The organism is Paracoccus versutus (assembly GCF_000763885.1).
Lineage (GTDB): Bacteria > Pseudomonadota > Alphaproteobacteria > Rhodobacterales > Rhodobacteraceae > Paracoccus > Paracoccus versutus.
This window is the reverse complement of sequence record NZ_JRKO01000031.1, coordinates 24,455-49,346: the sequence shown is the minus strand read 5'-3', so window position 1 is coordinate 49,346 and position 24,892 is coordinate 24,455. Positions and strand designations below refer to the sequence as shown.

Annotated in this window: 21 protein-coding genes; 15 read left to right on the top strand and 6 right to left on the bottom strand. The window is 68.1% G+C overall.

Annotated elements, in window-relative coordinates; translation table 11 throughout:
• Positions 1–39 precede the first annotated feature (39 nt).
• Positions 40–1,419, bottom strand: coding sequence for a hypotaurine--pyruvate aminotransferase Tpa (gene tpa / locus IT40_RS14975; RefSeq protein ID WP_036756783.1), 1,380 nt, complete (start codon positions 1,417–1,419; stop codon positions 40–42).
• Positions 1,420–1,753: 334 nt separating this feature from the next.
• Here tpa and IT40_RS14970 point away from each other — a divergent pair, with 334 nt between their 5' ends.
• The 8 genes from IT40_RS14970 (at position 1,754) to IT40_RS14935 (ending at position 9,859) form a co-directional block, all read left to right on the top strand.
• Positions 1,754–2,965, top strand: a complete 1,212-nt coding sequence (locus tag IT40_RS14970) for an ABC transporter substrate-binding protein (RefSeq protein WP_116171105.1) — start codon at positions 1,754–1,756, stop codon at positions 2,963–2,965.
• Positions 2,966–3,029: 64 nt separating this feature from the next.
• Positions 3,030–3,884 (top strand): branched-chain amino acid ABC transporter permease, encoded by an 855-nt coding sequence (locus IT40_RS14965; protein WP_036756728.1) that lies wholly within the window; start codon positions 3,030–3,032, stop codon positions 3,882–3,884.
• Positions 3,881–4,858 (top strand): branched-chain amino acid ABC transporter permease, encoded by a 978-nt coding sequence (locus IT40_RS14960; RefSeq protein WP_036756725.1) that lies wholly within the window; start codon positions 3,881–3,883, stop codon positions 4,856–4,858. The genes IT40_RS14965 and IT40_RS14960 overlap by 4 nt, the downstream gene beginning before the upstream one ends.
• Before the next feature lies 1 nt (position 4,859).
• Positions 4,860–5,627, top strand: coding sequence for an ABC transporter ATP-binding protein (locus tag IT40_RS14955; RefSeq protein ID WP_036756714.1), 768 nt, complete (start codon positions 4,860–4,862; stop codon positions 5,625–5,627).
• Positions 5,624–6,328, top strand: coding sequence for an ABC transporter ATP-binding protein (locus IT40_RS14950; RefSeq protein WP_036756711.1), 705 nt, complete (start codon positions 5,624–5,626; stop codon positions 6,326–6,328). Before IT40_RS14955 ends, IT40_RS14950 begins: the two co-directional genes overlap by 4 nt.
• A gap of 11 nt (positions 6,329–6,339) precedes the next feature.
• Positions 6,340–7,599, top strand: coding sequence for a Zn-dependent hydrolase (locus IT40_RS14945; RefSeq protein WP_036756776.1), 1,260 nt, complete (start codon positions 6,340–6,342; stop codon positions 7,597–7,599).
• The gene (locus tag IT40_RS14940) at positions 7,596–9,080 is read left to right on the top strand and encodes a M81 family metallopeptidase (RefSeq protein WP_036756708.1); all 1,485 of its coding nucleotides are present in this window, start codon (positions 7,596–7,598) and stop codon (positions 9,078–9,080) included. The genes IT40_RS14945 and IT40_RS14940 overlap by 4 nt, the downstream gene beginning before the upstream one ends.
• Positions 9,081–9,088: 8 nt before the next feature.
• Positions 9,089–9,859 carry a FadR/GntR family transcriptional regulator gene (locus IT40_RS14935; RefSeq protein WP_036756773.1) on the top strand — a complete coding sequence of 257 codons (771 nt, stop codon included), beginning with the start codon at positions 9,089–9,091 and terminating at the stop codon, positions 9,857–9,859.
• A 73-nt stretch (positions 9,860–9,932) separates the two neighbouring features.
• Here IT40_RS14935 and ssb read toward each other — a convergent pair whose 3' ends face one another.
• A complete protein-coding gene (gene ssb, locus IT40_RS14930) occupies positions 9,933–10,454 on the bottom strand; it encodes a single-stranded DNA-binding protein (protein WP_036756706.1) in 522 nt (173 codons plus the stop codon).
• A gap of 207 nt (positions 10,455–10,661) precedes the next feature.
• On the opposite strand from ssb, the gene IT40_RS14925 reads away from it, so the two are divergent.
• Positions 10,662–11,309, top strand: a complete 648-nt coding sequence (locus IT40_RS14925) for a lytic transglycosylase domain-containing protein (RefSeq protein WP_036756703.1) — start codon at positions 10,662–10,664, stop codon at positions 11,307–11,309.
• A 41-nt stretch (positions 11,310–11,350) separates the two neighbouring features.
• Here the strand turns inward: IT40_RS14925 and IT40_RS14920 are convergent, their stop codons facing one another.
• Together IT40_RS14920 and hemB are read right to left on the bottom strand one after the other, a co-directional pair.
• A complete protein-coding gene (locus IT40_RS14920; protein WP_084197151.1) occupies positions 11,351–11,923 on the bottom strand; it encodes a lipid-binding SYLF domain-containing protein in 573 nt (190 codons plus the stop codon).
• A gap of 70 nt (positions 11,924–11,993) precedes the next feature.
• Positions 11,994–12,992, bottom strand: coding sequence for a porphobilinogen synthase (gene hemB, locus IT40_RS14915; protein ID WP_036756697.1), 999 nt, complete (start codon positions 12,990–12,992; stop codon positions 11,994–11,996).
• A gap of 151 nt (positions 12,993–13,143) precedes the next feature.
• Here hemB and IT40_RS14910 point away from each other — a divergent pair, with 151 nt between their 5' ends.
• Together IT40_RS14910 and mfd are read left to right on the top strand one after the other, a co-directional pair.
• On the top strand, positions 13,144–13,710 hold the full coding sequence (locus IT40_RS14910) for a hypothetical protein (RefSeq protein ID WP_036756696.1): 567 nt from the start codon (positions 13,144–13,146) through the stop codon (positions 13,708–13,710).
• Between the two features lie 42 nt (positions 13,711–13,752).
• Entirely contained in the window at positions 13,753–17,217 is a 3,465-nt protein-coding gene (gene mfd, locus IT40_RS14905) for a transcription-repair coupling factor (RefSeq protein WP_036756695.1), read from the top strand.
• Positions 17,218–17,420: 203 nt separating this feature from the next.
• On the opposite strand, the gene clpA is transcribed toward mfd, so the two are convergent.
• Positions 17,421–19,742 carry an ATP-dependent Clp protease ATP-binding subunit ClpA gene (clpA, locus tag IT40_RS14900; protein WP_036756693.1) on the bottom strand — a complete coding sequence of 774 codons (2,322 nt, stop codon included), beginning with the start codon at positions 19,740–19,742 and terminating at the stop codon, positions 17,421–17,423.
• Positions 19,743–20,004: 262 nt separating this feature from the next.
• Positions 20,005–20,751, bottom strand: coding sequence for a hydroxyacylglutathione hydrolase (gene gloB / locus IT40_RS14895; RefSeq protein ID WP_036756692.1), 747 nt, complete (start codon positions 20,749–20,751; stop codon positions 20,005–20,007).
• A 51-nt stretch (positions 20,752–20,802) separates the two neighbouring features.
• On the opposite strand from gloB, the gene IT40_RS14890 reads away from it, so the two are divergent.
• The 4 genes from IT40_RS14890 to IT40_RS14875 all read left to right on the top strand — a co-directional run bounded on the left by IT40_RS14890 (position 20,803) and on the right by IT40_RS14875 (position 24,882).
• The gene (locus IT40_RS14890; RefSeq protein ID WP_036756690.1) at positions 20,803–21,585 is read left to right on the top strand and encodes a methyltransferase domain-containing protein; all 783 of its coding nucleotides are present in this window, start codon (positions 20,803–20,805) and stop codon (positions 21,583–21,585) included.
• A 310-nt stretch (positions 21,586–21,895) separates the two neighbouring features.
• Positions 21,896–22,462, top strand: a complete 567-nt coding sequence (locus IT40_RS14885) for a F0F1 ATP synthase subunit delta (RefSeq protein ID WP_036756688.1) — start codon at positions 21,896–21,898, stop codon at positions 22,460–22,462.
• The gene (atpA, locus tag IT40_RS14880; protein WP_036756687.1) at positions 22,462–23,997 is read left to right on the top strand and encodes a F0F1 ATP synthase subunit alpha; all 1,536 of its coding nucleotides are present in this window, start codon (positions 22,462–22,464) and stop codon (positions 23,995–23,997) included. Before IT40_RS14885 ends, atpA begins: the two co-directional genes overlap by 1 nt.
• A 12-nt stretch (positions 23,998–24,009) precedes the next feature.
• Positions 24,010–24,882, top strand: a complete 873-nt coding sequence (locus tag IT40_RS14875) for a F0F1 ATP synthase subunit gamma (protein WP_036756686.1) — start codon at positions 24,010–24,012, stop codon at positions 24,880–24,882.
• Positions 24,883–24,892 lie beyond the last annotated feature (10 nt).

Below are 24,892 nucleotides of genomic sequence, written 5' to 3'. Positions count from 1 at the left end.
GGGTCCATCACTCCCCCGAATGCCGCCGCGGATCAAGGGTCAGGCAAAGACCTTGGTCAGCGCGTTGTCGATGGCATCGGTGATGCGGTCGATGTCGTCCGTCGTGGCGATCAGCGCCGGCGACAGGCAAAGCGTGTTGTTGAAGCCCGGCAGCGAGCGGTTGGTGGCGCCGATGATGACGCCCTGCGCCAGGCAGTCGGCGACCACGGCCTGCACCTTCTTCTCGTCCATCGGCTCCTTGCTGGCGCGGTCGGCGACCAGTTCGGCGCCGCAGAACAGGCCCTTGCCGCGCACGTCGCCGATGACCGCGTGCTTCTCCATCAGCGCGCGCAGGTTCGCCAGCGTGCGCTCGCCCATGGCGACGGTATTCGCCAGCAGCCCCTCGTCCTCGATGATGCGCATGTTCTCGATCGCCGCCACCGGCCCCGAGGTGCAGCCGCCGAAGGTCGAGATGTCGCGGAAGAAGCTCATGCCGTCCTCGGGCGCGTCCTTGAACATCTCGAAGACGCGCTCGGTGGTGACGGTGCAGGAAATCGCCGCATAGCCCGAGGCGACGCCCTTGGCCATGGTCACGAAATCCGGCTCGATGCCGTATTGCTGATAGCCGAACCAGGTGCCGGTGCGGCCAAGCCCGCAGACCACCTCGTCGATATGCAGCAGGATGTCGTATTTGCGGCAGATCTCCTGCACGCGCTGCCAATAGCCCTCGGGCGGGGTGATGACGCCGCCGCCGGCCGTCACCGGCTCCAGCACGATGGCGCCGACGGTATCGGGGCCTTCGCGCAGGATCACCTCCTCGATGGCGTCGGCGGCGCGCTCGCCGTAGTTCTCCACGTCCCATTGCTTGCGGTATTCCAGGCAATGCGGCACGCGCACGAAGCCGTCGGGGAAGGGGCCGTAGGCGATGGCGCGCTGGTCCTGGCCCGAGGTCGCGAGCGTGGCGATGGTGGTGCCGTGATAGTCGCGGTCGCGATACAGGATCTTCCACTTCTTGCCGCCGTGATGGCGCGCGGCGATCTGGCGCACCATCTTGTAGACCTTCTCGTTCGCTTCCGAGCCCGAGTTCGAGTAATAGACCCGGCTCATGCCCGGCATCTTCTCGATCAGCTTCTGGGCGAAGATCGCGCCCGGCACGGTGCCGGCGGCGCCGGCGTAATAGTTCAGCTTGACCAGCTGGTCGCGGATCGCATCGGCGATGCTTTCGCGGCCGTAGCCCACGTTCACGGTCCAGACGCCGCCCGAAACCGCATCGAGGAACTCGCGTCCGGTGGCATCCCAAAGCCGCATCCCCTTGCCCTCGACGAAGACGCGCGGGTCGATGGTCTCATATTGCTTGTGCTGGCTCAGGTGGTGCCAGACATGGGCGCGGTCGGCCGCGACCACATGGGACATGTCGTTGGGGTTCAGATCGAGCGTCATGGCCGGACTCCTGCGGGCAAAAGGCGTTTCCTCCTGACTGCGCCCGAATGCGGAAAAGGGATAGAGCCAGATCGCGCCCATAGATGGGGCCAGTTCGGCGCAGGCAGGGCCGAATCGGGCTGGGGCGCATGCCCTTGCCGCGGGTTTTCCCGCTGCCTTTTCTGCGGGCGCGAAGCTATCGCTGCGGCGCAGAAACGATCAGATCGATGATTTAAAAGGGAAATATTTGGAGGGCGAGGCGAAGCCGCTTATAGACAGATAATCCTATCTATACGTATAGTTTTGAAAGTTGCCTCCCCAAGAACCAATGCAACGCCAACAACAGGGTTTCCCCATGATCAATCGTCGTCGTTTCCTGACCACATCCACGCTGGCCGCGGCCGCGCTTGCCGCGCCGGGGCTTGTCACCCGCGCCCTTGCCCAAGGCGAGGCGCTGAAGATCGGCGTGCCGGTGCCGATCTCGGGCGCCTTTGCCGCCAACGGCAAGTTCGCCACCATCGGCGCGGTGATGGCCGCCGAAGAGGTCGCGGCCGCGCATGGCGTGCAGGTCTCGACCCTGGACCTCGATACCGAGGGCAAGCCCGCGACCGCGGTGCGCAAGGTGCAGGACGCGCTGGCGCAGGACGGGGTCAAGCTGTTCGCCGGCGGCATCCTGTCGTCGGAATCGCTGGCCATGGGCAAGGAGGTCGAGCGCGGCGGCGGCGCCTTCATGACCACCGCCGGCGCGGACGAGATCACCGGCGTCGATTGCAACAAGGCCACCTTCCGCTGGTCGGTGCCGACCTATGGCGCCATCAACGAGACCGTGCGCCCGATCATCGACGCGCTGCCCGATGCCAAGAAATGGTATACGATCACCCCGCAATACGTCTTTGGCGACGGGCTGCTGAACGCCGCCAAGGATGTGTTCGCGGAAAAGGGCATCGAGCATGTCGGCAACAGCTATCATTCGCTGACCGACAAGGAATTTTCCGGCTACCTGACCAATGCCATCGCCGCCCAGCCCGACGTGCTGCTGCTCTTGAACTTCGGCGCGCAAAGCTCGGATACGCTGCGCCAGGCGGTCAGCTTTGGCCTCAAGCAGCGCATGACCATCGTCGTCGCCTGGGCTTCGGGGCTCGAGCAGTTCGAGGCGCTGGGGCCGGACATCTGCGAGGGCGTCTATTTCGGCGCGCAATACTGGCATGGCGCCGATACGGCCCTGAACCGCGAACTGGTGGCCAAGGTGCAGGAAAAGCACGGCTTCAACCCGAACTATTCCTTTGCCGGCAGCTATATCTGCGCGAAACTGCTGCTGGAAGCCGCGGTCAAGGCCGGCTCGCCGGATGGTGCGGGCGTCGCCGCGGCGCTGAGCGGGTTGAAATACCAGGGCCTGACCGGCGAGGAGGAGATCCGCGCCGCCGATCACCAGGTCATCAAGGACTATTACCTGCTCAAGGGCAAGGCCAAGGCCGACATGGCCGACAAGGACGACTACGCCGAGGTCATCAGCGCCGGCAAATCGTTCCTGTCGCCCGAGGATGCCGGCTGCAAGATGCCCGCCTGAACCCCCGCCTCCCCGCGCGATCCCTGTCGCGCGGGGCCTTTTCGCCCGGTTTCAGGAGAAGCCCGTGATCTACCTATTCCAGGTTCTGAACGGCATCGGTCTGGGGATGCTGTATTTCCTGCTCGCCGTCGGCCTCAGCGTCATCTTCGGCCTGTTGCAGTTCGTGAACTTCGCCCATGGCGCCTTCTACCTGCTGGGCGCCTATCTGACCTATGACCTGACCATGCGCGGCTTCAGCTTCTGGGCCGCCATGCCGCTGGCCACGCTGATCGTGGCCGGCATCGCCGCGCTGATCGAGGCGGTGCTGCTGCATCGCATCTACAAGCTGCCGCATACCTTCCACATCCTGGTGACGGTCGGCCTGGCGCTGGTCGTGCAGGAACTGGTCATCATCGCCTGGGGGCCGCTGGGCGGCTCGGTTCCCGCGCCGGACGGGTTGCAGGGCGTCGTCATCCTGGGCGATTTCATCTATCCGCAATACCGGCTCTTCACCATCGGTTTCACCGCCGTCCTGGCCGGGCTGCTGTGGTGGCTGCTCGAAGGCACGCGGCTGGGCGCCATCGTGCGCGGCGGGTCCGAATCGCCGGCGAACATGGCGCTCTTGGGCTACAACACGCTGCGCATCAACACCGCCGTCTTCGGCTTCGGCGCCGGGCTTGCCGGGCTTGCGGGCGCGCTTGCCGCGCCGATCCGGGGCGTCGAGCCCTTCATGGGGATCGAGGCGCTTTCCGTCGCCTTCGTCGTCGTCGTGATCGGCGGCATGGGCAGCTATACCGGCGCGCTGGTCGCGGGCCTGCTGGTCGGCGTGGTGCAAAGCGTCATGACCACGCTCTGGCCCGAGGGCGCGCGGCTGATGATCTATGTCGGCATGGCGCTGGTCATCGCGCTGATGCCCCGCGGCCTGTTGGGGAGGGCATGAGCATGAATCCGCTCGACAAACCCTATGCGCAGCTCGCGCTGGCGCTGCTGACCGTGCTGGTGCTGCCGCTGTTCCTGAAATCCGGCATCCTGGCGACCGAGATCCTGATCTTCGCCATGGTCGTCGCGGCTTGCAACCTGCTTCTGGGCTACACCGGCCTGCTGTCCTTCGGCCAGGGCATCTTCTTCGGCATCGGCACCTATGTCGCCGGCATCTGCCTGACGCGCTGGTCGGTCCCGGTGCCCCTGGTGCTGGCCGGCGCGGCGGTGCTGGGCGCGGCCACGGCGACGCTGGTCGGCTGGCTGTCGATCCGCCGGCAGGGGGTCTATTTCGTCATGCTGACGCTGGCCTTCTCGCAGCTGTTCTACTTCGTCGCCTATACGTTCAGCGGCGTGACCGGCGGCGACAACGGCCTTTTGGGCGTGCCGCGTCCTTCGGTCGGCGGCACGGCGCTGAACAGCCCGTGGTCCTATTACACCTTCGTCGCCGTCTGCTTCGTCGCGGTCTTTGCATTGCTGGTCATGGTCACGCAATCGACCTTCGGCCGCACCCTGCTGGCGATCCGCGAGAACGAGGGGCGGGCGGCCGCCATCGGCTTCCCGACCAAGCTGTTCAAGCTTGAGGCCTTCGCCATCTCGGGCGCGGTCACGGCCTTCGGCGGTGCGCTGCATGCCATGCTGATCGGCGTCGCGCCCTTGTCGAACATCGAATACCACACCAGCGAGCTGATCCTGATCATGACCATCATCGGCGGCAGCTCCAGCCTGTTCGGCTCGGTGCTGGGGGCGGGGTTCTACCTGCTCTTGGCCGATGCGCTCTCGACCGTCTGGCCGCGCTGGCTGCTGCTCTTGGGCCTGGTGCTTGTGACGGTGGCGCTGTTCCTGCAACGCGGGCTCTGGGGTCTGGTCGAGCGCGGCTACGACCTGGTCTTCCGCCGCGAGCGCGCGCCCGAAACCCCGGCCGAGGAGCATTGAGATGACCGACATCGCATTGCAGACCCGCGGCCTGGGCGTCAAATACGGCAATTTCCACGCGCTGGCCGAGGTCGACCTGCAGATCCGCCGCAACTCGGTCCATTCGATCATCGGGCCGAACGGCGCCGGCAAGACCACGCTGTTCCATGCGCTGACCGGGCGGGTGCGGGCATCCTCGGGCCGGATCGAGCTGGACGGGCGCGACATCACCGACACCTCGGACGACGACCGGGTGCGGCTGGGGATCGCGCGCTCGTTCCAGGTCACAAGCCTGTTCCCGAACCTGGCCCTGCGCGAGAACCTGCGCCTGGCCGCCCAGGGCCGCACGCCCTGGCAGGCGCTGGCGCCCTGGCGGCGGGCGGAAGCCAATGCCGAGGCGCTGGCCATCGCCGACGAGGTGATCGAGCGGCTGGCGCTTGCCCCCGTGTCGAACCGGCTGGCGGGCGAGCTGTCGCATGGCCAGCAGCGCCGGCTGGAGGTCGGCATGGCCATGGCGGCGCGGCCGCGCGTCATCCTGCTGGACGAGCCGACATCCGGCATGGGAATCGACGACATCGAGGCGATGAAGCAGCTGATCCGCGACCTGGGCCGTGACCATACCGTGCTGTTCATCGAGCATAACATGGGCATCGTCATGAACATCTCGGACATGGTCACGGTGATGCGGCTGGGCCGCAAGCTGGTCGAGGGGCCGCCCGCCCAGGTCCGCGACGACCCCGAGGTGCAGCGCGCCTATCTGGGCAACATGATCACGGGGGACATCGCATGAGCGCCGCGCTGCGACTGACCGGTCTGCACAGCTATTACGGCAAGAGCCACATCCTGCAAGGCGTTACGCTGGAGGTCGGGCCGGGCGAGATCGTCACCCTGCTGGGCCGCAACGGCGCCGGCAAAAGCACGACGCTGAAGACCGCCGTGGGGCTGATCGCGCCGCGGCAGGGCCGGGTGGAACTGGCGGGCCGCGACGTGACCGGCCAGCCCGCGCACCGCATCGCCGCGGCCGGGCTGTCGCTGGTGCCCGAGGACCGCGGCATCTTCCAACTGCTCAGCGTCGAGGAGAACCTGCGCATCGCCGTGCGCCGCGGCTCGCCCTGGTCGCTTGGCGACATCTACCGCATCTTTCCGCGGCTGGAAGAGCGCAGGAAGAACGGCGGCGGCCAGCTTTCGGGGGGCGAGCAGCAGATGCTGTCCATCGCCCGCGCGCTGCTGAACGGCCCCAAGGTGCTGATGCTCGACGAGCCGGTCGAGGGGCTGGCCCCGATCATCGTCGAGGAGATCGTGGCCCAGATCCGGCTGATCCGCGAGGCCGGCGTGCCGATCCTGCTGGTCGAGCAGAACTTGGCCGTGTGCAGCCAGCTGGCCGACCGGCATTACATCCTGGAACTGGGCCGCATCGTGCATTGCGCCAGCGCCGAGCAGTTCCGCAGCGACCCCGATACCATCGACCGCTATCTGGGCGTGAAGGCATGAAGGAAACCACCATGTCCAACCTGACGATCGACGCCGAAAGGCTGTGGGACAGCCTGATGGAGACGGCGCGCATCGGCGCCACGCCCGACGGCGGCATCGCCCGGCTGACGCTGTCCGAGGACGACCGCCGCGTGCGAGACTGGCTTGGGGCGCAATGCGACGCGCTGGGGCTGAGCATGACCGTGGACGAGGCCGGCAACATGTTCGCCACCCGCCCCGGCACCCGTGCGGACCTGCCCGCCATCGCCATGGGCAGCCACCTGGACACCCAGCCGACCGGCGGCAAGTTCGACGGCGTGCTGGGGGTGCTGGCGGGGCTCGAGGTGCTGCGCACGCTCGACGCAGCCGGCTACCAGACCGAGGCGCCGCTGATGCTGGTCAACTGGACCAACGAGGAGGGCTCGCGCTTTTCGCCGGCCATGCTCGGCTCGGGGATCTGGGCCGGGGTCTATAGCCGCGAATACGGCGACGGGCGGGCGGACGCCCGCGGCGACACCTTCGGCGCCAGCCTGGACCGCATCGGCTATCGCGGCGAGGCCAAGGCCGGCGCCGTCCGCTTCGGCGCCATGTTCGAGCTGCATATCGAGCAGGGCCCGATCCTGGAGGCCGAGGGCATCCAGATCGGCGTGGTGCAGGGCATCCAGGGCATGCGCTGGTTCGAACTGACCCTGACCGGCACGGCGGCGCATACCGGCTCGACCCCCATGGGCATGCGCCGCAACGCGCTTCTGGGCATGGCGCGGGTGATCGAGGGCATCGACCGCATCGCCAAGGCGCATCAGGACGCGGTGGGCACCATCGGCTTCCTGGAGATCAGCCCCAATTCGCACAACGTCATCCCCGGCGAGGTGCGCGCCACCATCGACCTGCGCCACCCCTCGGACGCGGTGCTGGACCGGATGCAGGCCGAGGTCGAGGCACTGGTGCAGGATGCCGCCGGGGCGGTCGGGCTGGAAAGCCGGCTGGAGCAGATCTCGCGCACCGCGCCGGTGGTGTTCGACGCCGAATGCATCGCCTCGGTCAGGGCGGGGGCGCAGGCGGCGGGCTATTCCACGCGTGACATCGTCTCGGGCGCCGGCCATGACGCCGCCCATACCGCGGCCAAGGCGCCGACGACGATGATCTTCGTGCCCTGCAAGGACGGGCTGAGCCACAACCCCGCCGAATCGGCCGAACCCGCGGAATGCGCCGCCGGCGCGCAGGTGTTGCTGGAGGCGGTGCTGGACTATGACCGCCGCATGGCCGAGACCCGCAAGGGGGCCGCCGCATGACCCGCCTTGTCCTGGCCCGGCTGAACCACGAGACCAACACCTTCTCGCCGCTCAAGACCCCGCTGGCCGCCTTTGCCCCGAAATGGGGCGAGGACGCGCTGGCCGCGGCCGAGACCTATCCCGCCGCCATCGGCGCCTTTTACGCCTTCGCCCGCCGCATCGGCGCCGAGGTCGAGGTGCCGCTGATCGCCCATGCCATGCCCTCGGGGCCCGTCGAGGACGATGCCTTCGAGGCCATGGCGCAGGCGATCCTGGCGGCGGTCGGAAAAGGCTGCGACGGCATCCTGCTGGACCTGCACGGCGCCATGGTCACGCGCAGCCATGACGACGGCGAGGGCGAACTGCTGCGCCGCATCCGCGCCGCCGCGCCGGGCGTGCCCATCGGCGTGGCGCTGGACCTGCATGGCAATATCACCCAAGCCACGCTGGACCATTGCGACGTGATCGCCGGCTTCAAGACCTATCCGCATGTGGACATGGTCGAGACCGGCGAACATGTCGTGCGCCTGTTCGAACCGCTGCTTTCCGGCGCCCCGCGCCCGGCAATGGCGCTGTGCCACCCGCCGATGCTGGCGGCGACGCTGTGCATGAACACGACGACCGACTGCGCCATGACCGACCTGATCGCGCTGGCGCGGCAGGCCGAGGCGCGGCCGGGCGTGCAGGCGGTGACGGTCTTTGGCGGCTTTCCCATCGCCGACCTGGCCGAGACCGGCCTGTCCATCGTCACCGTCGCCGACACGCCCGAGCTTGCGCGCGCGGTCGCGCAGGAGCTTGGCCGCGAGGCATGGCACCGGCGCGCCGAATATGTCTATGCCGAGGAACCCCTGGCGCAATCCATCGCCCGCGCCGCCGCGCTGGCCGATGGCTCGGCCCCGGTGCTGCTGCTGGACCATGGCGACAATTGCATGTCGGGCGGCAGCTGCGACGTGATGGACGTGCTGGAGGAACTGCTGGCCGCCGGGCAGCAGGGCATCCTGGTCGGTCCCGTCGCCGATCCCGAGACCGTGGCGCAGCTTTTCGCCGCAGGCGAGGGAGCCGAGGTCGAGATCCGGCTGGGCAACAAGACCCCGGCCGAGGGCCTGCCCGCGCCGCGCCCGCCCCTGCGGCTGTCGGGCCGGGTCACGGCGCTGTCGGACGGGCGCTATCGCGTCGCCGGCCCGATCTATCACGGGCAGGAGCTGTCGATGGGCCGCGCCGCCGCCTTCGACACCGGCGCCGCGCGCATCGTGATCTGCGAGGAACCGCACGAGCCGCTGGACCTGGGCTGCTTTTCCTGCCTCGGCCTCGACGCCGCCAAGGCGCGGTTCCTGCACCTGAAATCGCGCATGTATTGCCGCCCGGTCTTCGAGCCGCTGGCCAAGGCGGTGGTGGAATGCGCCAGCTCGGGCGTAACCGCCTCGGATTACGATCTGTTTGCTTTCAAAAAACTCGCCCGGCCCATATATCCGCTGGACCTGGGGACAACCTGGCAGGATTGAAGGACCGCATGGATCAGGACGCGCCGGCAGGCAAGGAACGCAGGCTTACCCGCATCAAGCTGTCGGACCAGGTGGCCGAGGACATCCGTCGCCGCATCGCCCGCGACGGCATGCACCCCGGCGACCGATTGCCGCATGAGCGCGCGCTGATGGAGCATTACGGCTGCTCGAAAGGCACCATCCGCGAGGCGCTGAAGGCGCTGGAGGTCGAGGGGCTGGTGCGCATGCTCTCGGGTCCGAACGGCGGGCCCGAGATCCAGCCGGCCTCGATCGACATCGTCACCCAGCAGCTGCGGCAATACCTGCATTTCCAGAAGATCGACTTCGCCCAGGTCTACGAACTGCGCCAGTCGCTGGAGGTCAGCCTGGCGCGCAACGTCATCGGCAAGCTGACGCCCGCGCATTTCCGCCGGCTCGAGGAAAACATCCGCATCTGCGAAGAGGCGAACGCGGCCCAGGACCGCGCCGTGGTGCGCCGGGCCGAGACCGAGTTCCACGACATCCTCTGCGAGGCCTCGGACAACGTGATCCTGGTCTTCATGTGCCGCTTTCTGAACAGCATGCTGCGCGATCTGGTCAGCTATCGCAGCGAAAGCATGCGCGAGCACGAGATCTTCGGCGAGGCGAATATCGAAAGCCACCGGCAATTGCTGGCCTCCTTTCGCGCCGAGGACGGTGATGCCGCCGCCCGCATCATGCACGACCACATGTGCTGCGCCGAAAGCTACATGCGGCGGCTGGACGCCTCGTTCCGCTCGGACCTGCTGAGCCGGTTCTGAACGCAAGATCCCGGCCGCGAGGGGCCGGGACCGGGATTCGTGGGGCCAGGTTCGCGGGCCCAGGATTCGGGGATCAGAACGGGATGTCGTCGTCGAAATCGGGACGGTTCTGCGACTGCCCGCCGCCTGAGGAACTGCCGCCCGAGGAGCTGCCGCCCGACGAGCCGCCGCCGCCATAGCCGCCGCCCCCGTAACCGCCGCCGCCATAGCCGTCATCGCGGCCGCCGCCCGCCGCACCGCCGCCGCGGCTGTCGAGCATGTGCAGCTCGCTGCGGAAGGGGCGCAGCGCCACTTCGGTCGAATAGCGGTCGTTGCCGCTCTGGTCCTGCCATTTGCGGGTCTCCAGCTGGCCCTCGACATAGACCTTGGAGCCTTTTTTCAGGTATTGCTCGGCCACGCGGACCAGGGGCTCGGAATAGATGGCGACCGTGTGCCATTCCGTGCGCTCCTTGCGCTCGCCGGTGTTGCGGTCCTTCCAGGTCTCCGAGGTCGCGATACGCAGGTTGGCGACCTTGCCGCCGCTGGGAAAGCTGCGGATCTCCGGGTCTTGGCCCAGGTTGCCGACCAGGATCACCTTGTTCACGCTGCCAGCCATGCTGCGGTCCCTTTCGTTGGCTTCGTTCCCGCGGGGGTGTAGCGCGTGGGGGGGCGGGGGGGCAAGCGGAATGGCACCGGCTGCCATAGGCGGAAATTCGCCGATGGCGGTGCCGCCCGACCCGCGGCAAAATCCTCTTGCGGCGCGCGGCCCGCTTTGCGCTATAGTGCCGGCAAAAAAGAAGACGCCATGCATGAGGGACCAAGGATGCTTTCACGCGATCGGGCGATGATGCGCCAGCTGGGCCGGGCCGTGATGGCCCTGGCGCTTTCGGCCGGGCTGGCTGCCCCCGCCACGGCAGACGGGCTGCGGCTGCAGGCGAAAAGCGGCAAGTCGCGGCTGGCCCAGTTCGAGCGCCAGACCCGGCTGATGGATTCGCGCCTGGCCGCGCAATACCAGCAATCGGCCCGGCTGCGTCCCGGCGGCACCTCGACCAAGAGCGTGGTGGAGCTGGACATTCCCACCGCCATCCCCGCCTATCGCGGCAACCGGCGCAGCCAGTATCTGCCCCATGCCCGCGCCGTCGCGCGCAAGCACGGCATCCCCGAGGATCTGTTCCTGCGCTTGGTGCAGCAGGAATCGGGCTGGAACCCCTCGGCCCGCTCGCACAAGGGGGCGCAGGGGCTGGCGCAGCTGATGCCGGGCACGGCGGCCAAGCTGGGCGTCGATCCCAACGACCCGATGCAGAACCTGGAAGGCGGCGCGCGCTACCTGCGCATGATGTACAACACCTTCGGCAGCTGGCGGCTGGCGCTGGCGGCCTATAACGCCGGGCCGGCGGCGGTGGCGAAATACGGCGGCGTGCCGCCCTATCGCGAGACGCGCAACTACGTCCGCATCATCCACGGCAGCTGAAAGGCTGGGCCGGGCAGGGCGTCCGGCCTTGGCGTTTCCCCTCAGAAGGTCGAGGGGATGACGCGGCTGTATTTCGTCCCGGCGATCGAGGCGCCGGCCATCAGACCCGACTGGCCGAAGATCATCGCCACCACCGGCTGCTGCGCGGTGATGGTGTCGGTGCCCATCGAGACGCCCCCGGCGGGCAGCGCGTAATAGGCCCCGGCCTCGGCCACCCAGCCCGGCGCGCGGCGGAAATCGGCCAGCGCGGCATCGGTCTGGAAGATCAGCACATGGGCATATTGCTGCGCGCCGATCTGGAAGCCGACGCTGGCCTGCGCCGCCGAATAGTAATCCACCGTCACGTCGTTGATGCGCAGCGCGCCCTGGCCATAGGCGCCGCCGACGCCGAAGCCCGCCTCGGTCATCAGCGGCATGTAGAGCACGCCCTTGGCGTTCTGCACCATGGGCGCGACATTGGGATAGCTGCGCAGCAGGAAGTCCCGCGTCGCATCGACGCGCGCGTCCAGCCGCGAGGGCGCATCCTGCCCGATCGCGTTCGAACAGCCCGCCAGCCCCAGCGCCGCGCCGCCCAGCAGCAGCAGGCGCCGGCTCATCCCGTTGGAATACATCATCCTAGCCCTCGTTCCCTGTTCGGCGGTTGCCCCGCCTGTCAAGGCCGTGATGATAGACGGGCGCGCGCCCTCACGCCAGCCTTTCGGCCACCTGCGGCGCGTAATAGGTCAGGATGCCGTCGCAGCCGGCGCGGCGAAAGGCCAGCAGGCTTTCCACCACCACCTCGCGCGACAGCCAGCCGTTGCGGATCGCGCCCTCGATCATCGCATATTCGCCGCTGACCTGATAGGCAAAGGTCGGCGCCGCGAACTGGTCGCGGACCATGCGGCAGATGTCCAGATAGGGCATGCCCGGCTTGACCATGACCATGTCGGCGCCCTCGGCCAGGTCGCGGGCGACGCAGCGCATCGCCTCTTCGCGGTTGGCGGGGTTCACCTGATAGGTCTTCTTGTCGCCCACCAGCCGCCCCGAGGCGCCCACCGCGTCGCGGAACGGGCCATAGAAGCCGCTGGCGAATTTCGCCGCATAGGACAGGATCGCCACGTCCTTGTGGCCGTTTTGCTCCAGCAGTCCGCGCAGCGCGCCGATCCTCCCGTCCATCATGTCCGAGGGGCCCAGGATGTCCGCCCCCGCCTCGGCCTGGACCAGCGCCATGCGGCCAAGCGCCTCGACCGTCTCGTCATTCAGGATCACCCCGTCGCGCACCAGCCCGTCATGGCCGTTGGCGTTATAGGGGTCCAGCGCGATGTCGGTCATCACCGCCAGCTCGGGCGCGACCTCCTTGATGGCGCGGATGGCGCGGTTGCCGATGTTGTCGGGATCCCAGGCGCGCTCGCAGCTTTCGGTCTTCAGCTCCGGGTCGGAGTGGGGAAAGATGCAGATTGCCGGGATGCCCAGCCGCATCGCGGTTTCCGCCGCGCGCTTGGCGCCGTCCAGCGTCAGCCGCTCGACGCCCGGCATCGAGGGGATCTCGCCCTCGCCGCCGGCGATCTCGGTCACGAAGATCGGCCAGATCAGGTTGGCGGGGGTCAGGGTCGTTTCCGTCACCATCGCGCGCAGCGCGGGCGTGCGGCGCAGCCGGCGCAGGCGGCTGGCGGGGAAGGGGGCGGTGATCGGGGTCGGGGACATGGGCGGGGCCTGTGGCTTGCAAGGATCTGGCCCGAACCTGCACCCATGCCCCGCGCCGCGCAACCCCTTGCCGCCCGGCGGCGAAAATCGAGGTTTTCCTTTGCCCCAGGCCCGGTTAGTTTGCCCTGCGCAACCGCTGCAAGGAGAAGACGTGCCCCGACCCGAGGGAATCCTCGCCCTGCTGGACAGCCGGTCCTTCGGCTCGATCTGGTTCTGGGTGATCCTGACTCTGGCCTGGACCATGGCGGGGCGCCGCATCCTGGGCGTGCCCTCGGACGTGATTTCCGGGGCCGTCGGCGCCGAGCCGGGCCCCAGGGACGATCCGGCCGCCCTGGCGCTGCTCGACTGGCTGTCGCTGACCCTGCCGCGCTGGCGCATCGACCGGCGCGAGGGCGCGATCCTGCTGGGGCTGGGCTCGTTCCTGTTGACTACGCTGGCCATCCTGGGCTTTGGCTACGGGCTGGAGATGGCGCAGGCGCTGGTGCTGCTGGTCCTGCCCTTCGCCCTGCTTTTCGGGCTGGAGCTGCGGCTGGCGCGGTGCCTGCGCGCGGTGCTGGCCCGCGCCGAGGTGGGCCAGCCGGTCAACGAGGCCGGGGCCGAGGCCGCGCGGCTGATGCGCCGGCACCGGATGGTGATCCTGGCCATGTCGGTCCTTGTGGTGGCGCTGACCGCCTTTTACGGCGCGCTCTGGATGATCGTGCATCCCTTCGGCTTCTGAACCGCTCTTGACTTCGCCGATGCCGGCTTTACCTCGGGGCGCATGGCATCGCTTCCCGAACACCTGACCCTGTCCGGCGCACCCGAAGGCATGGACGCCGCGCTGGTCGCGCGCGAACTGGCCCGCGGCAATCCCGTCATCCACATCGCCCGCGACGACCGGCGCATGGCCGCGATGCGGGCGGCGCTGGGCTTCTTTGCGCCCTCGGCCGCGGTGCTGGAGTTCCCGGCCTGGGACACCACGCCCTATGACCGCGTCTCGCCCGCGCCAGGGGTGATGGCCGCGCGCATGGCGGTGCTGACGGCGCTGGCGCATGGCGCGCTGAAGGGGCCGTTCGTGGTGCTGACCACGCTTTCGGCCGCCATGCAGCGCGTGCCCGCGCGCGAGGTGCTGCGCGATGCCGGCTTCTCGGCCGCGGTGGGCGACCGCATGGACGAAGGCGCCTTGCGCGCCTTCCTGGCCCGCATGGGATTCTCGCAGGCCCCGACCGTGACCGAGCCGGGCGATTTCGCCGTCCGCGGCGGCATCATCGACATCTTCCCGCCCGGCGAATCCGGGCCGATCCGGCTGGACATGTTCGGCGACGTCCTGGACGGCGCGCGCAGATTCGATGCAGAAACACAGCGTTCCATAGAAAAGCTCGACCGTGTCGAGCTTGCGCCCATGTCCGAGGTGATCCTGGACGAAGCCGCCATCACCCGCTTTCGCCAGAACTACCGCGCCGAATATGGCGGCGGCGCCAACGATCCGCTTTACGAGGGCATCAGCGCCGGCCGCAAGATGGCGGGCATGGAGCATTGGCTGCCCTGGTTCCATGCCCGGCTGGAAAGCCTGTTCGACTATCTGCCCGGCGCCTCGGTGGTGGCGGACGACCATCTAGAGCAGGTGCGCGACGCGCGCTGGCACACGATCACCGAGCAGTTCGCGGCGCGGCGCGAGGCGCTGGCCCGCAAGGGCGGCGCCGACACGGTCTATCGCCCCGTGCCGCCCTCCGGCATGTTCCCGGACGAGGCCGAATGGGCGCGCTGGCTGGCCGCGCATCGGGTGCTGCGCCTTTCGGTTCTGCCGCAGCCGCCGGGTCCGGGCGTGCTGGATGCCGGCGGCCGCGTCGGGCGCAATTTCGCCCCCGAGCGCCAGGCCGAGAAGGGAAATCTTTTCAAGGCTCTTTCCGATCATATTCGAAACCTTCAAGCCTCGCGCCGGGTGGTGATCGCCAGTTTCTCGGAAGGGGCGCGCGAACGCCTGGCCGGGCTGATCGCCGATGAGGGCATCAAGGGCGCCCAGCCCATCGCCGACCTGCGCGAGCTGCCCGACCAGCCCGGTGCGCTTGGCCTGGCGGTCTGGCCGCTGGAGGAGGGCTTTACCTCGGACGGCGCGGCCACCGGGGCGCTGGCGGTGATCTCGGAACAGGACGTGCTGGGCGACCGGCTGATCCGGGGCGCCAAGCGCCGCCGCAAGGCCGAGAATTTCCTGCGCGACACCACGACGCTAAGCCCCGGCGACCTGGTCGTGCATGTCGAACACGGCATCGGCCGCTACACCGGGCTGGAGACCGTCCAGGCGCTTGGCGTGCCGCATGATTGTGTGGCGCTGGAATATGCCGGCGGCGACCGGCTTTACCTGCCGGTCGAGAATATCGAGCTGCTGAGCCGCTACGGGCACGAGGAGGGGCTGCTCGACAAGCTGGGCGGCGGCGCCTGGCAGGCGCGGAAAGCGCGCCTCAAGGAACGCATCAAGCTGATCGCCGACCGGCTGATGCGCGTCGCGGCCGAACGCCTGCTGCGGCCCGCCCCGGTGCTGGAGCCCGAGCATCACGAGATCGAAAGCTTCGCCGCCCGCTTCCCCTATGCCGAGACCGAGGACCAGGCCGCCGCCATCGCCGACGTGGCCGAGGATCTGGCCGCCGGCCGGCCCATGGACAGGCTGGTCGTGGGCGACGTGGGCTTCGGCAAGACCGAGGTCGCCATGCGCGCGGCCTTCATCGCCGCCTCGCAGGGCCGGCAGGTCGCCGTGGTCGCGCCGACCACGCTGCTGGCGCGCCAGCACTTCCGCACCTTTGCCGAGCGCTTCCGCGGCACGGCGATCAACGTCCGGCCGCTGTCGCGCTTCGTGTCCGCCAAGGATGCGGCCGAGACCCGCAAGGGCCTGGCCGAGGGCACGGTGGACATCGTCGTCGGCACCCATGCCGTGCTGGCGAAACAGGTGCGCTTCAAGAACCTGGGCCTGCTGATCGTCGACGAGGAGCAGCATTTCGGCGTCGGGCACAAGGAGCGGCTGAAGGAGCTGCGCAGCGACATCCACGTCCTGACCCTGACCGCGACGCCGATCCCGCGCACCTTGCAGCTGTCGCTGACCGGGGTGCGGGATCTGTCGATCATCGGCACGCCGCCGGTGGACCGCCTGGCGATCCGCACCTATGTGTCCGAGTTCGACGGCGTGACCATCCGCGAGGCGCTGCTGCGCGAGAAATATCGCGGCGGGCAGAGCTTCTTCGTCGTGCCGCGGCTGGCCGACCTGCCCGAGGTCGAGGAATGGCTGCGCGAGCATGTGCCGGAAGCCAGCACCATCGTCGCCCATGGCCAGCTGGCGGCGGGCGACCTGGACCAGCGGATGAATGCCTTCTACGACCGCGGCGCCGATGTGCTGCTGGCGACCAGCATCGTCGAATCGGGGCTGGACATCCCGACCGCGAACACCATGGTGGTCTGGCGCGCCGACATGTTCGGCCTGGCGCAGCTTTACCAGATCCGCGGCCGGGTCGGGCGCTCCAAGACGCGGGCCTATTGCTACCTGACCACCAAGCCGCGGGTGCCCTTGACCCCGCAGGCGATGCGGCGGCTGAAATTCCTGGGCGCCATCGACAGCCTGGGCGCCGGCTTCAACCTGGCCTCGCAGGACCTGGACCTGCGCGGTGCCGGCAACCTTCTGGGCGAGGAGCAGTCGGGCCATATCAAGGAGGTCGGCTTCGAGCTTTACCAGCAGATGCTGGAGGAGACCATCGCCAAGCTGAAATCCGGCGAGATCGAGGGCACGCCCGAGGACGAATGGGCGCCGCAGCTGAACCTGGGCGTGCCGGTGACGATCCCGGAAAGCTATGTGCCCGACCTGGACGTTCGGCTGGGGCTTTATCGCCGCCTGGCCGAGCTGACCAGCAAGGTCGAGCTGGAGGGTTTCGCGGCCGAGCTGATCGACCGTTTCGGCCCCTTGCCGCGCGAGGTGAACACGCTTTTGCTGGTCATCCGCATCAAGGCCATGGCCAAGCGGGCGAATATCGCCCGGCTGGATGCGGGGCCCAAGGGCGCGACCATCCAGTTCCACGGCGACAAGTTCCCGAACCCGGCCGGGCTGGTCGAGTTCATCCACGACCAGCGCGGCCAGGCCAGGGTGACGGATAACCGCATCGTCGTCCTGCGCGACTGGCCGACCGACGCCGAGCGCATCAAGGGCAGCTTCGCCATCGCCAAGGAGCTGGCGGCGAAGATCAAGGAAGGCAGGGCCAAGGGGTAGAAGGCCGGGGCGGTTGGGATCGGGCCTGGCGGAGGATAGGGTGCGGCCGAACGGCGCGGCCACGCCGGGGGCGCTGCCCCCGGACCCCCGGGATATTTCCACACGGAAGAAAAGCCGGGCGGCCCCTGCGACGCAGAGGACTTGCGACGCAGAGGAAAGGCGGCGCGAGGGGTGCGCCGCCTTTGTCTTTCCGGGATCGGCGATCAGTCCGCCGTCAGCAGCGGCGGCTTGGAGTTGCTGATCCTGGGCGTCTCGGGGCCGGTGATGTCGAAGACGGGCTTGTCGTCCTCGATCCGCACCCGGACCACGCCGCCCTTGGTCAGGCGGCCGAACAGCAGTTCCTCGGCCAGGGGCTTCTTGATCGATTCCTGGATCACCCGGCCCAGGGGGCGCGCGCCCATCTTTTCGTCATAGCCGCGTTCGGCCAGCCAGTCGGCGGCCTCGGGGCTCAGTTCGATATGGACGCCGCGGTCGATCAGCTGGGCCTCGAGCTGGAGGACGAATTTCTCGACCACCTGCACGATCACCTCGCGCGAGAGCGGCGCGAAGCTGATGACCGCATCCAGCCGGTTGCGGAACTCGGGCGTGAAGGTGCGCTCGATGGCGGCGGTATCCTCGCCCTCGCGGCGTTCGCGGCCGAAGCCGAAGGCGGCCTTGGCCTGGTCCGCCGCGCCCGCATTCGAGGTCATGATCAGGATCACGTTGCGGAAATCCACCTGCCGGCCGTTATGGTCGGTGAGCTTGCCGTGGTCCATGACCTGCAGCAGGATGTTGTAGACATCCGGGTGCGCCTTTTCGATCTCGTCGAGCAGCAGCACGCAATGCGGATGCTGGTCCACCCCGTCGGTCAGAAGCCCGCCCTGGTCGAAGCCGACATAGCCCGGAGGTGCGCCGATCAGCCGGCTGACCGCGTGCTTTTCCATGTATTCCGACATGTCGAAGCGCAGTAGCTCCACCCCCAACGTCGAGGCGAGCTGCTTGGCCACCTCGGTCTTGCCGACGCCGGTGGGGCCGGCGAAGAGATAGTTGCCGATCGGCTTTTCGGGTTCGCGCAGGCCCGCCCGCGCCAGCTTGATCGCCGAGGACAGCGCCTCGATCGCCGCGTCCTGGCCGAAGACCAGCCGCTTGAGCGTCGCGTCCAGATCCTTCAGCACCGCCGCATCGTCCTTGGAGACGCTTTTGGGCGGGATGCGGGCGATCTTGGCCACCACCGCCTCGATCTCCTTGGGGCCGATGGTCTTGCGGCGCTTGCTTTCCGCGACCAGGTGCTGCGCCGCGCCGGCCTCGTCGATCACGTCGATGGCCTTGTCGGGCAGCTTGCGGTCGTGGATGTAGCGCGCCGAAAGCTCGACCGCCATCTTGATCGCGTCATTGGTATAGCGCAGGTCGTGGTGCTTTTCGAAGCTGGGCTTCAGCCCCATCAGGATCTTGATCGTGTCGGGCACGGTCGGCTCGTTCACGTCGATCTTCTGGAAGCGGCGCGACAGCGCGCGGTCCTTTTCGAAATGCTGGCGGAACTCCTTGTAGGTGGTCGAGCCCATGCAGCGCAGCTTGCCGCCGGCCAGCGCCGGCTTGAGCAGGTTCGAGGCGTCCATGGCGCCGCCCGAGGTGGCGCCGGCGCCGATCACCGTATGGATCTCGTCGATGAAGAGGATGGCGTCGGGATGGTCCTCGAGTTCCTTGACGACGGCCTTCAGCCGTTCCTCGAAATCGCCGCGATAGCGGGTGCCAGCCAGCAGCGCCCCCATGTCGAGCGAGAAGATGGTCGAGCCGGCCAGCACGTCCGGCGTCTCGCCGCGGGTGATCTTGAGCGCCAGCCCCTCGGCGATGGCGGTCTTGCCGACGCCGGGATCGCCGACCAGCAGCGGGTTGTTCTTGCGACGCCGGCACAGCACCTGGATGCAGCGCTCGACCTCGTCGGCGCGGCCGATCAGCGGATCGACGTCGCCCTTGGCGGCCTTCTTGTTCAGGTCGACGCAATATTTCGCCAGCGCCGATTCGTCCTTGGGCTGGGCGGTTTCGGCCTGGGCCTGCTCGGCCTGCTGCTCGGCGCCCTGGACCGGGCGGTTTTCCGAGAAGGAGGGGTTCTTGGCGACGCCATGGGCGATGAAATTCACCGCGTCGTAGCGCGTCATGTCCAGCTCTTGCAGGAAGAAGGCGGCGTTGGATTCGCGCTCGGCGAAGATGGCGACAAGGACGTTCGCCCCCGTCACCTCGGTCCGGCCCGAGCTTTGCACATGGATCGCGGCGCGCTGGATCACGCGCTGGAAGGCGGCGGTGGGGACGGCCTCGGAACCCTCGACATCGGTGATGAGGGTCGAAAGGTCGTCCTCAATGAACTCGACCAGCATGCGGCGCAACTCGTCCAGATCGACATTGCATGCCCGCATCACCTTCACGGCATCGGGTTCTTCCGTCAGCGCGAGCAGGAGGTGTTCAAGCGTGGCAAGCTCATGGCGATGTTCGTTGGCCAGCGCAAGCGCGGCATGGATGGCCTGTTCCAGCGAGGTCGAAAAGGACGGCACTTCAAGCTCCTGTCAGTCGGCTGGCGGTATGGGCCGCCAGATTTAGCGGTCCACCTGACCAGACTGTCACGATACAGTTAAGATTTGGTGGATTGCGGCGCAGTTCAAGCGGTATTTGCGTCCGCCCCTGCCGAATTTCCCGTGGTTGAGGCAGATGTGATGTTCCCCTGGCCGAATTTCAAGCATGTCGCCCTGGGCGAACGCCATGGCGGGACAGGGGGCCGGTTCCGGCCCTTTGTCCTTGCTGCGTTGCGAAAACACCTCAGAACCGATCCTTCCTGGCGCGCAGCTCGGCAAAGACCGTGGCCTCTGGTGCGCCGGCAAGGCCAAGGGAATCCGCCAGTTCCGCGACCCGCAGGAAGGGGTTGGTCGCCCGTTCCTCGGCCAGGGTCGAGGGGGCGCAGGGCCGGGCGCCGGCCGCAGTTTCGGCCAGCCTTTCGCGCAGCGCCGCATTGCCGGGATCGACCGACAGGGCGAAGGCGCCGTTGCCGCGGCAATAGTCATGTCCCGAGCAGACCAGCGTTTCCGCCGGCAGGGCGTTCAGGCGCGAGAGGCTGGCCCACATCATCGCGGCATCGCCCTCGAACAGCCGGCCGCAGCCGAGCGCCATCAGGCTGTCGGCGGTAAAGACCATGGCCGAGCCGGGCAGGTGGAAGGCGACATGGCCGACGGTATGGCCCGAGACGTCGATCACCTCGGCCTCCTCGCCGCAAAGCGCGAAGCGTTCGCCGGGCCGCACGGCCTGGTCCAGCGGCGGCAGCCGGGCGGCATCCTCGGCATTGCCGATCACCGCGGCGCCGGTCTGCGCGACCAGTTCGGGCACCGCCTGGATGTGGTCGGCATGGTGGTGGGTCAGCGCGATCTGGTCCAGCGACCAGCCGCGCGCCGCCAGTTCCGCCAGGATGGGCGCGGCCTCGGGCGCATCGACCAGCGCGGTCCGGCCGTTGCCATGCAAGAGCCAGGCATAGTTGTCGGTCAGGCAGCGGACGGGGACCAGTTCCAGCGGCATTGGCAAACTCCTCTCTTTGCCGCAGTCTGGCCTCGCGAGGCGGGAGGCGCAATGCATCACGACGTCTATGAGCTGCGGAAATTCTATTACAACCGCCCCCTGGGCCGGGTGGTGCAGCGGGTGCTGCGCGACCGGCTGACCGGGCTGTGGCCGACCGAGCAGGTGCAGGGCATGACCGTGGCCGGCTATGGCTTTGCCGCGCCGCTGCTTCGGCCCTGGCTGGGGCGGGCGCGGCGGGTCGTCTCGCTGATGCCGGGGCCGCAGGGGGTGATGGCCTGGCCGGCCGGACTGCCCAATTGCTCGGTCCTGTGCGAGGAGACGGCCTGGCCGCTGGATACCGGCAGCGTGGACCGGCTGGTGCTGCTGCATGCGCTGGAGACGGCGGACCATCCCTTCGTCCTGCTGGACGAGGCCTGGCGCGTGCTGGGTCCGGGCGGGCGGCTGCTGGTGATGGTGCCGAACCGCGCCGGGCTGTGGGCGCGGTCCGAGACGACGCCCTTCGGCTTCGGGCGCAGCTATACCGCGGGGCAGCTGGAGGTGCAGGCCCGCGAGGCCGGCTTCGTGACCGAGCGCACGGGGGCCGCGCTCTACATCCCGCCCTCGGACCGGCGGTTCTGGCTGAAGAGCGCGCAGATGTGGGAACGCGCCGGCCTGCGCATCAGCCAGGTCCTGGTCGCGGGCGTGGTGCTGACCGAGTTCAGCAAGCAGGTGCAGGCCCCGGTCGGGCCGGGGCGGCGCGTCAGCGTGCCCAGCCCGCTCGACGTGCTGGGAGGCATCGCCCGGCCGCGGCCGGCGGGGCAGGGCGCCGGGCGCACGGCGCGGGGCTCGGGCTGAGCGGGCGGGCGGGCGAATCCCCCCGGCTGCCGCGCGTCTGCCGGCACCGCGTCGCGGCTCTGCGCACGCGCGAGCGGCCGGAGGGGCGGGCTGTTTGCGCAATCGGTCGCAGGCTGTCCTCGGCCAAGGGCCGCAAACGCTCATTTTTCCGTGTTCAAGGCGGTTGCGGCAGGGAAAATCACCTGCTAGAGACGCCGCAGATTTCGGGAAGGCTCCAGCCGTATTGTGCCAGGGCCTGCCCTTGACCCGCGCTCCGCGACAGACCGGCCCGCCCGCCGGCCCGCCTGCGGAGCTTGCGCTAACCGGAAGGATGACCGTGGCCAATTCCGCTTCGATTTCCGCTGATATCGCCGGGCGTTACGCGCAGGCCCTGTTCGATCTGGTCAGGGACTCGGGCGGCATCGACGCCCTGTCCGCCCAGATCGACGATCTGGCCTCGGCCTATGACGCCAGCCAGGATCTGCGCGATCTGACCCTCTCGCCCCTCTACGACCGCCAGCAGCAGGAAACTGCGATCGGCGCGCTTGCCGGCCGCATGGGGCTTTCGCCCGAACTGGCCAACACGCTGCGCCTGATGGCCCGCAACCGCCGGCTGTTCGCGCTGCCGCAGCTGCTGGCCAAGCTGCGCAGCCTGATCGCCGATGCGAAGGGCGAAGTCACCGCCGACGTGGTCAGCGCCCAGGCGCTGACGGACGAACAGAAGGCCCGCCTTGCGGATACGCTGGCCGCGAAATCGGGCAAGAAGGTGAAACTGAACGCGCGTGTCGATGAAAGCCTCATCGGCGGCATGATCGTCAAACTGGGCTCGCAGATGATCGACAGCTCGATCCGCTCGAAGCTCGCCTCCCTCCAGAATGCTATGAAAGAGGTCGGATAATGGGAATCCAGGCAGCCGAAATCTCGGCCATCCTCAAGGATCAGATCAAGAATTTCGGTCAGGACGCCGAGGTGGCCGAGGTCGGGCAGGTGCTGTCCGTCGGTGACGGCATCGCCCGCGTCTATGGCCTGGACAAGGTTCAGGCCGGCGAGATGGTCGAGTTCCCCGGCGGCATCCGCGGCATGGTGCTGAACCTTGAAACCGACAACGTCGGCGTCGTGATCTTCGGCGACGACCGCGACATCAAGGAAGGCGACACCGTCAAGCGCACCGGCGCCATCGTGGAAGTCCCCGCCGGCAAGGAACTGCTGGGCCGCGTCGTGGACGCGCTGGGCAACCCGATCGACGGCAAGGGCCCGCTGAACGCCTCCGAGCGCCGCGTCGCCGACGTCAAGGCTCCCGGCATCATGCCGCGCAAATCGGTGCACGAGCCGATGGCGACCGGCCTGAAGTCGGTGGACGCCATGATCCCGGTCGGCCGCGGCCAGCGCGAGCTGATCATCGGCGACCGCCAGACCGGCAAGACCGCCATCGCGCTGGACACCATCCTGAACCAGGCGAACTACAACGGCCGCGAGGCCGATGGCATGAAGACCCTGCACTGCATCTATGTCGCCGTCGGCCAGAAGCGCTCGACCGTGGCCCAGCTGGTGAAGAAGCTGGAAGAGACCGGCGCCATGGCCTACACCACCGTCGTGGCCGCGACCGCCTCGGACCCGGCGCCGATGCAGTATCTCGCGCCCTATTCGGCGACCGCCATGGGCGAATATTTCCGCGACAACGGCATGGATGCGCTGATCATCTATGACGACCTGTCCAAGCAGGCCGTGGCCTATCGCCAGATGTCGCTGCTGCTGCGCCGTCCGCCGGGGCGCGAAGCCTATCCGGGCGACGTGTTCTACCTGCACTCGCGCCTGCTGGAGCGTTCGGCCAAGCTGAACGAGGCCAACGGTGCCGGCTCGCTGACCGCGCTGCCGATCATCGAGACCCAGGCGGGCGACGTGTCGGCCTATATCCCGACCAACGTGATCTCGATCACCGACGGCCAGATCTTCCTGGAAACCGAACTGTTCTTCCAGGGCATCCGCCCGGCCGTGAACACCGGCCTTTCGGTGTCGCGCGTGGGCTCGGCCGCCCAGACCAAGGCGATGAAGTCGGTCGCAGGCCCGGTCAAGCTGGAGCTGGCGCAGTATCGCGAGATGGCGGCCTTCGCGCAGTTCGGCTCGGACCTTGACGCGGCGACGCAGAAGCTGCTGAACCGCGGCGCGCGCCTGACCGAGCTGATGAAGCAGCCGCAATATTCGCCGCTGACCAATGCCGAGATCGTCATCGTCATCTATGCCGGCACCAAGGGCTACCTAGACGGCATCCCGGTCCGCGACGTGACCAAATGGGAGCAGGGGCTGATCCAGTATCTGCGCAACCAGAAGGCCGATCTGCTTGAGGACATGACCAGGAACGACCGCAAGGTGGCGGGCGAGCTTGAGGATGCGATCAAGGCAGCGCTGGACGGCTACGCCAAGACCTACGCCTGAGAGGAGGGATAGATGCCCAGCCTCAAGGATCTCAAGAACCGGATCGGCAGCGTCAAGAACACGCGCAAGATCACCAAGGCGATGCAGATGGTCGCCGCCGCGAAACTGCGCCGCGCGCAGGAAGCGGCGGAGGCTGCGCGTCCCTATGCCGACCGGATGGCCTCGGTGATGGCCGGGCTGACCGCTGCGGCGGCGGGCTCGGACATGGCGCCGCGGCTGCTGGCAGGGACCGGCGAAGACCGCCGCCACCTGCTGGTGGTGATGACCTCGGAGCGCGGGCTTGCGGGCGGGTTCAACTCGTCCATCGTCAAGCTCGCCCGCCAGCGCCTGCAAGAGTTGCTGGCGCAGGGCAAGCAGGTGTCGATCCTGACCGTCGGCAAGAAGGGCCGCGAGCAGCTGAAGCGCGAATACAGCGACCTCTTCGTCCATCACGTCGACATGAGCGAGGTCAAGCGCATCGGCTACGAGAACGCGCGCCAGATCGCGGACGAGATCCTCGACCGCTTCGACGCCGGCGAGTTCGACGTGGCGACGCTGTTCTACAACCGCTTCGAAACGGTGATCAGCCAGGTTCCGACCGCAAGGCAGATCATCCCCGCCGTGGTCGAGGAGGGCGAGGCCGCGGCCTCGGCGCTCTACGATTACGAGCCGGATGAAAGCGCGATCCTGAACGACCTTCTGCCGCGCTCGGTCGCGACGCAGGTCTTTGCGGCGCTGCTGGAGAATGCCGCGTCCGAACAGGGCGCGCGGATGACCGCCATGGACAACGCCACGCGCAACGCCGGCGACATGATCGACAGGCTGACGACGGAATACAACCGTTCGCGTCAGGCCGCGATCACCAAGGAACTGATTGAAATCATCTCGGGCGCAGAGGCGCTCTGACACGTAGAGG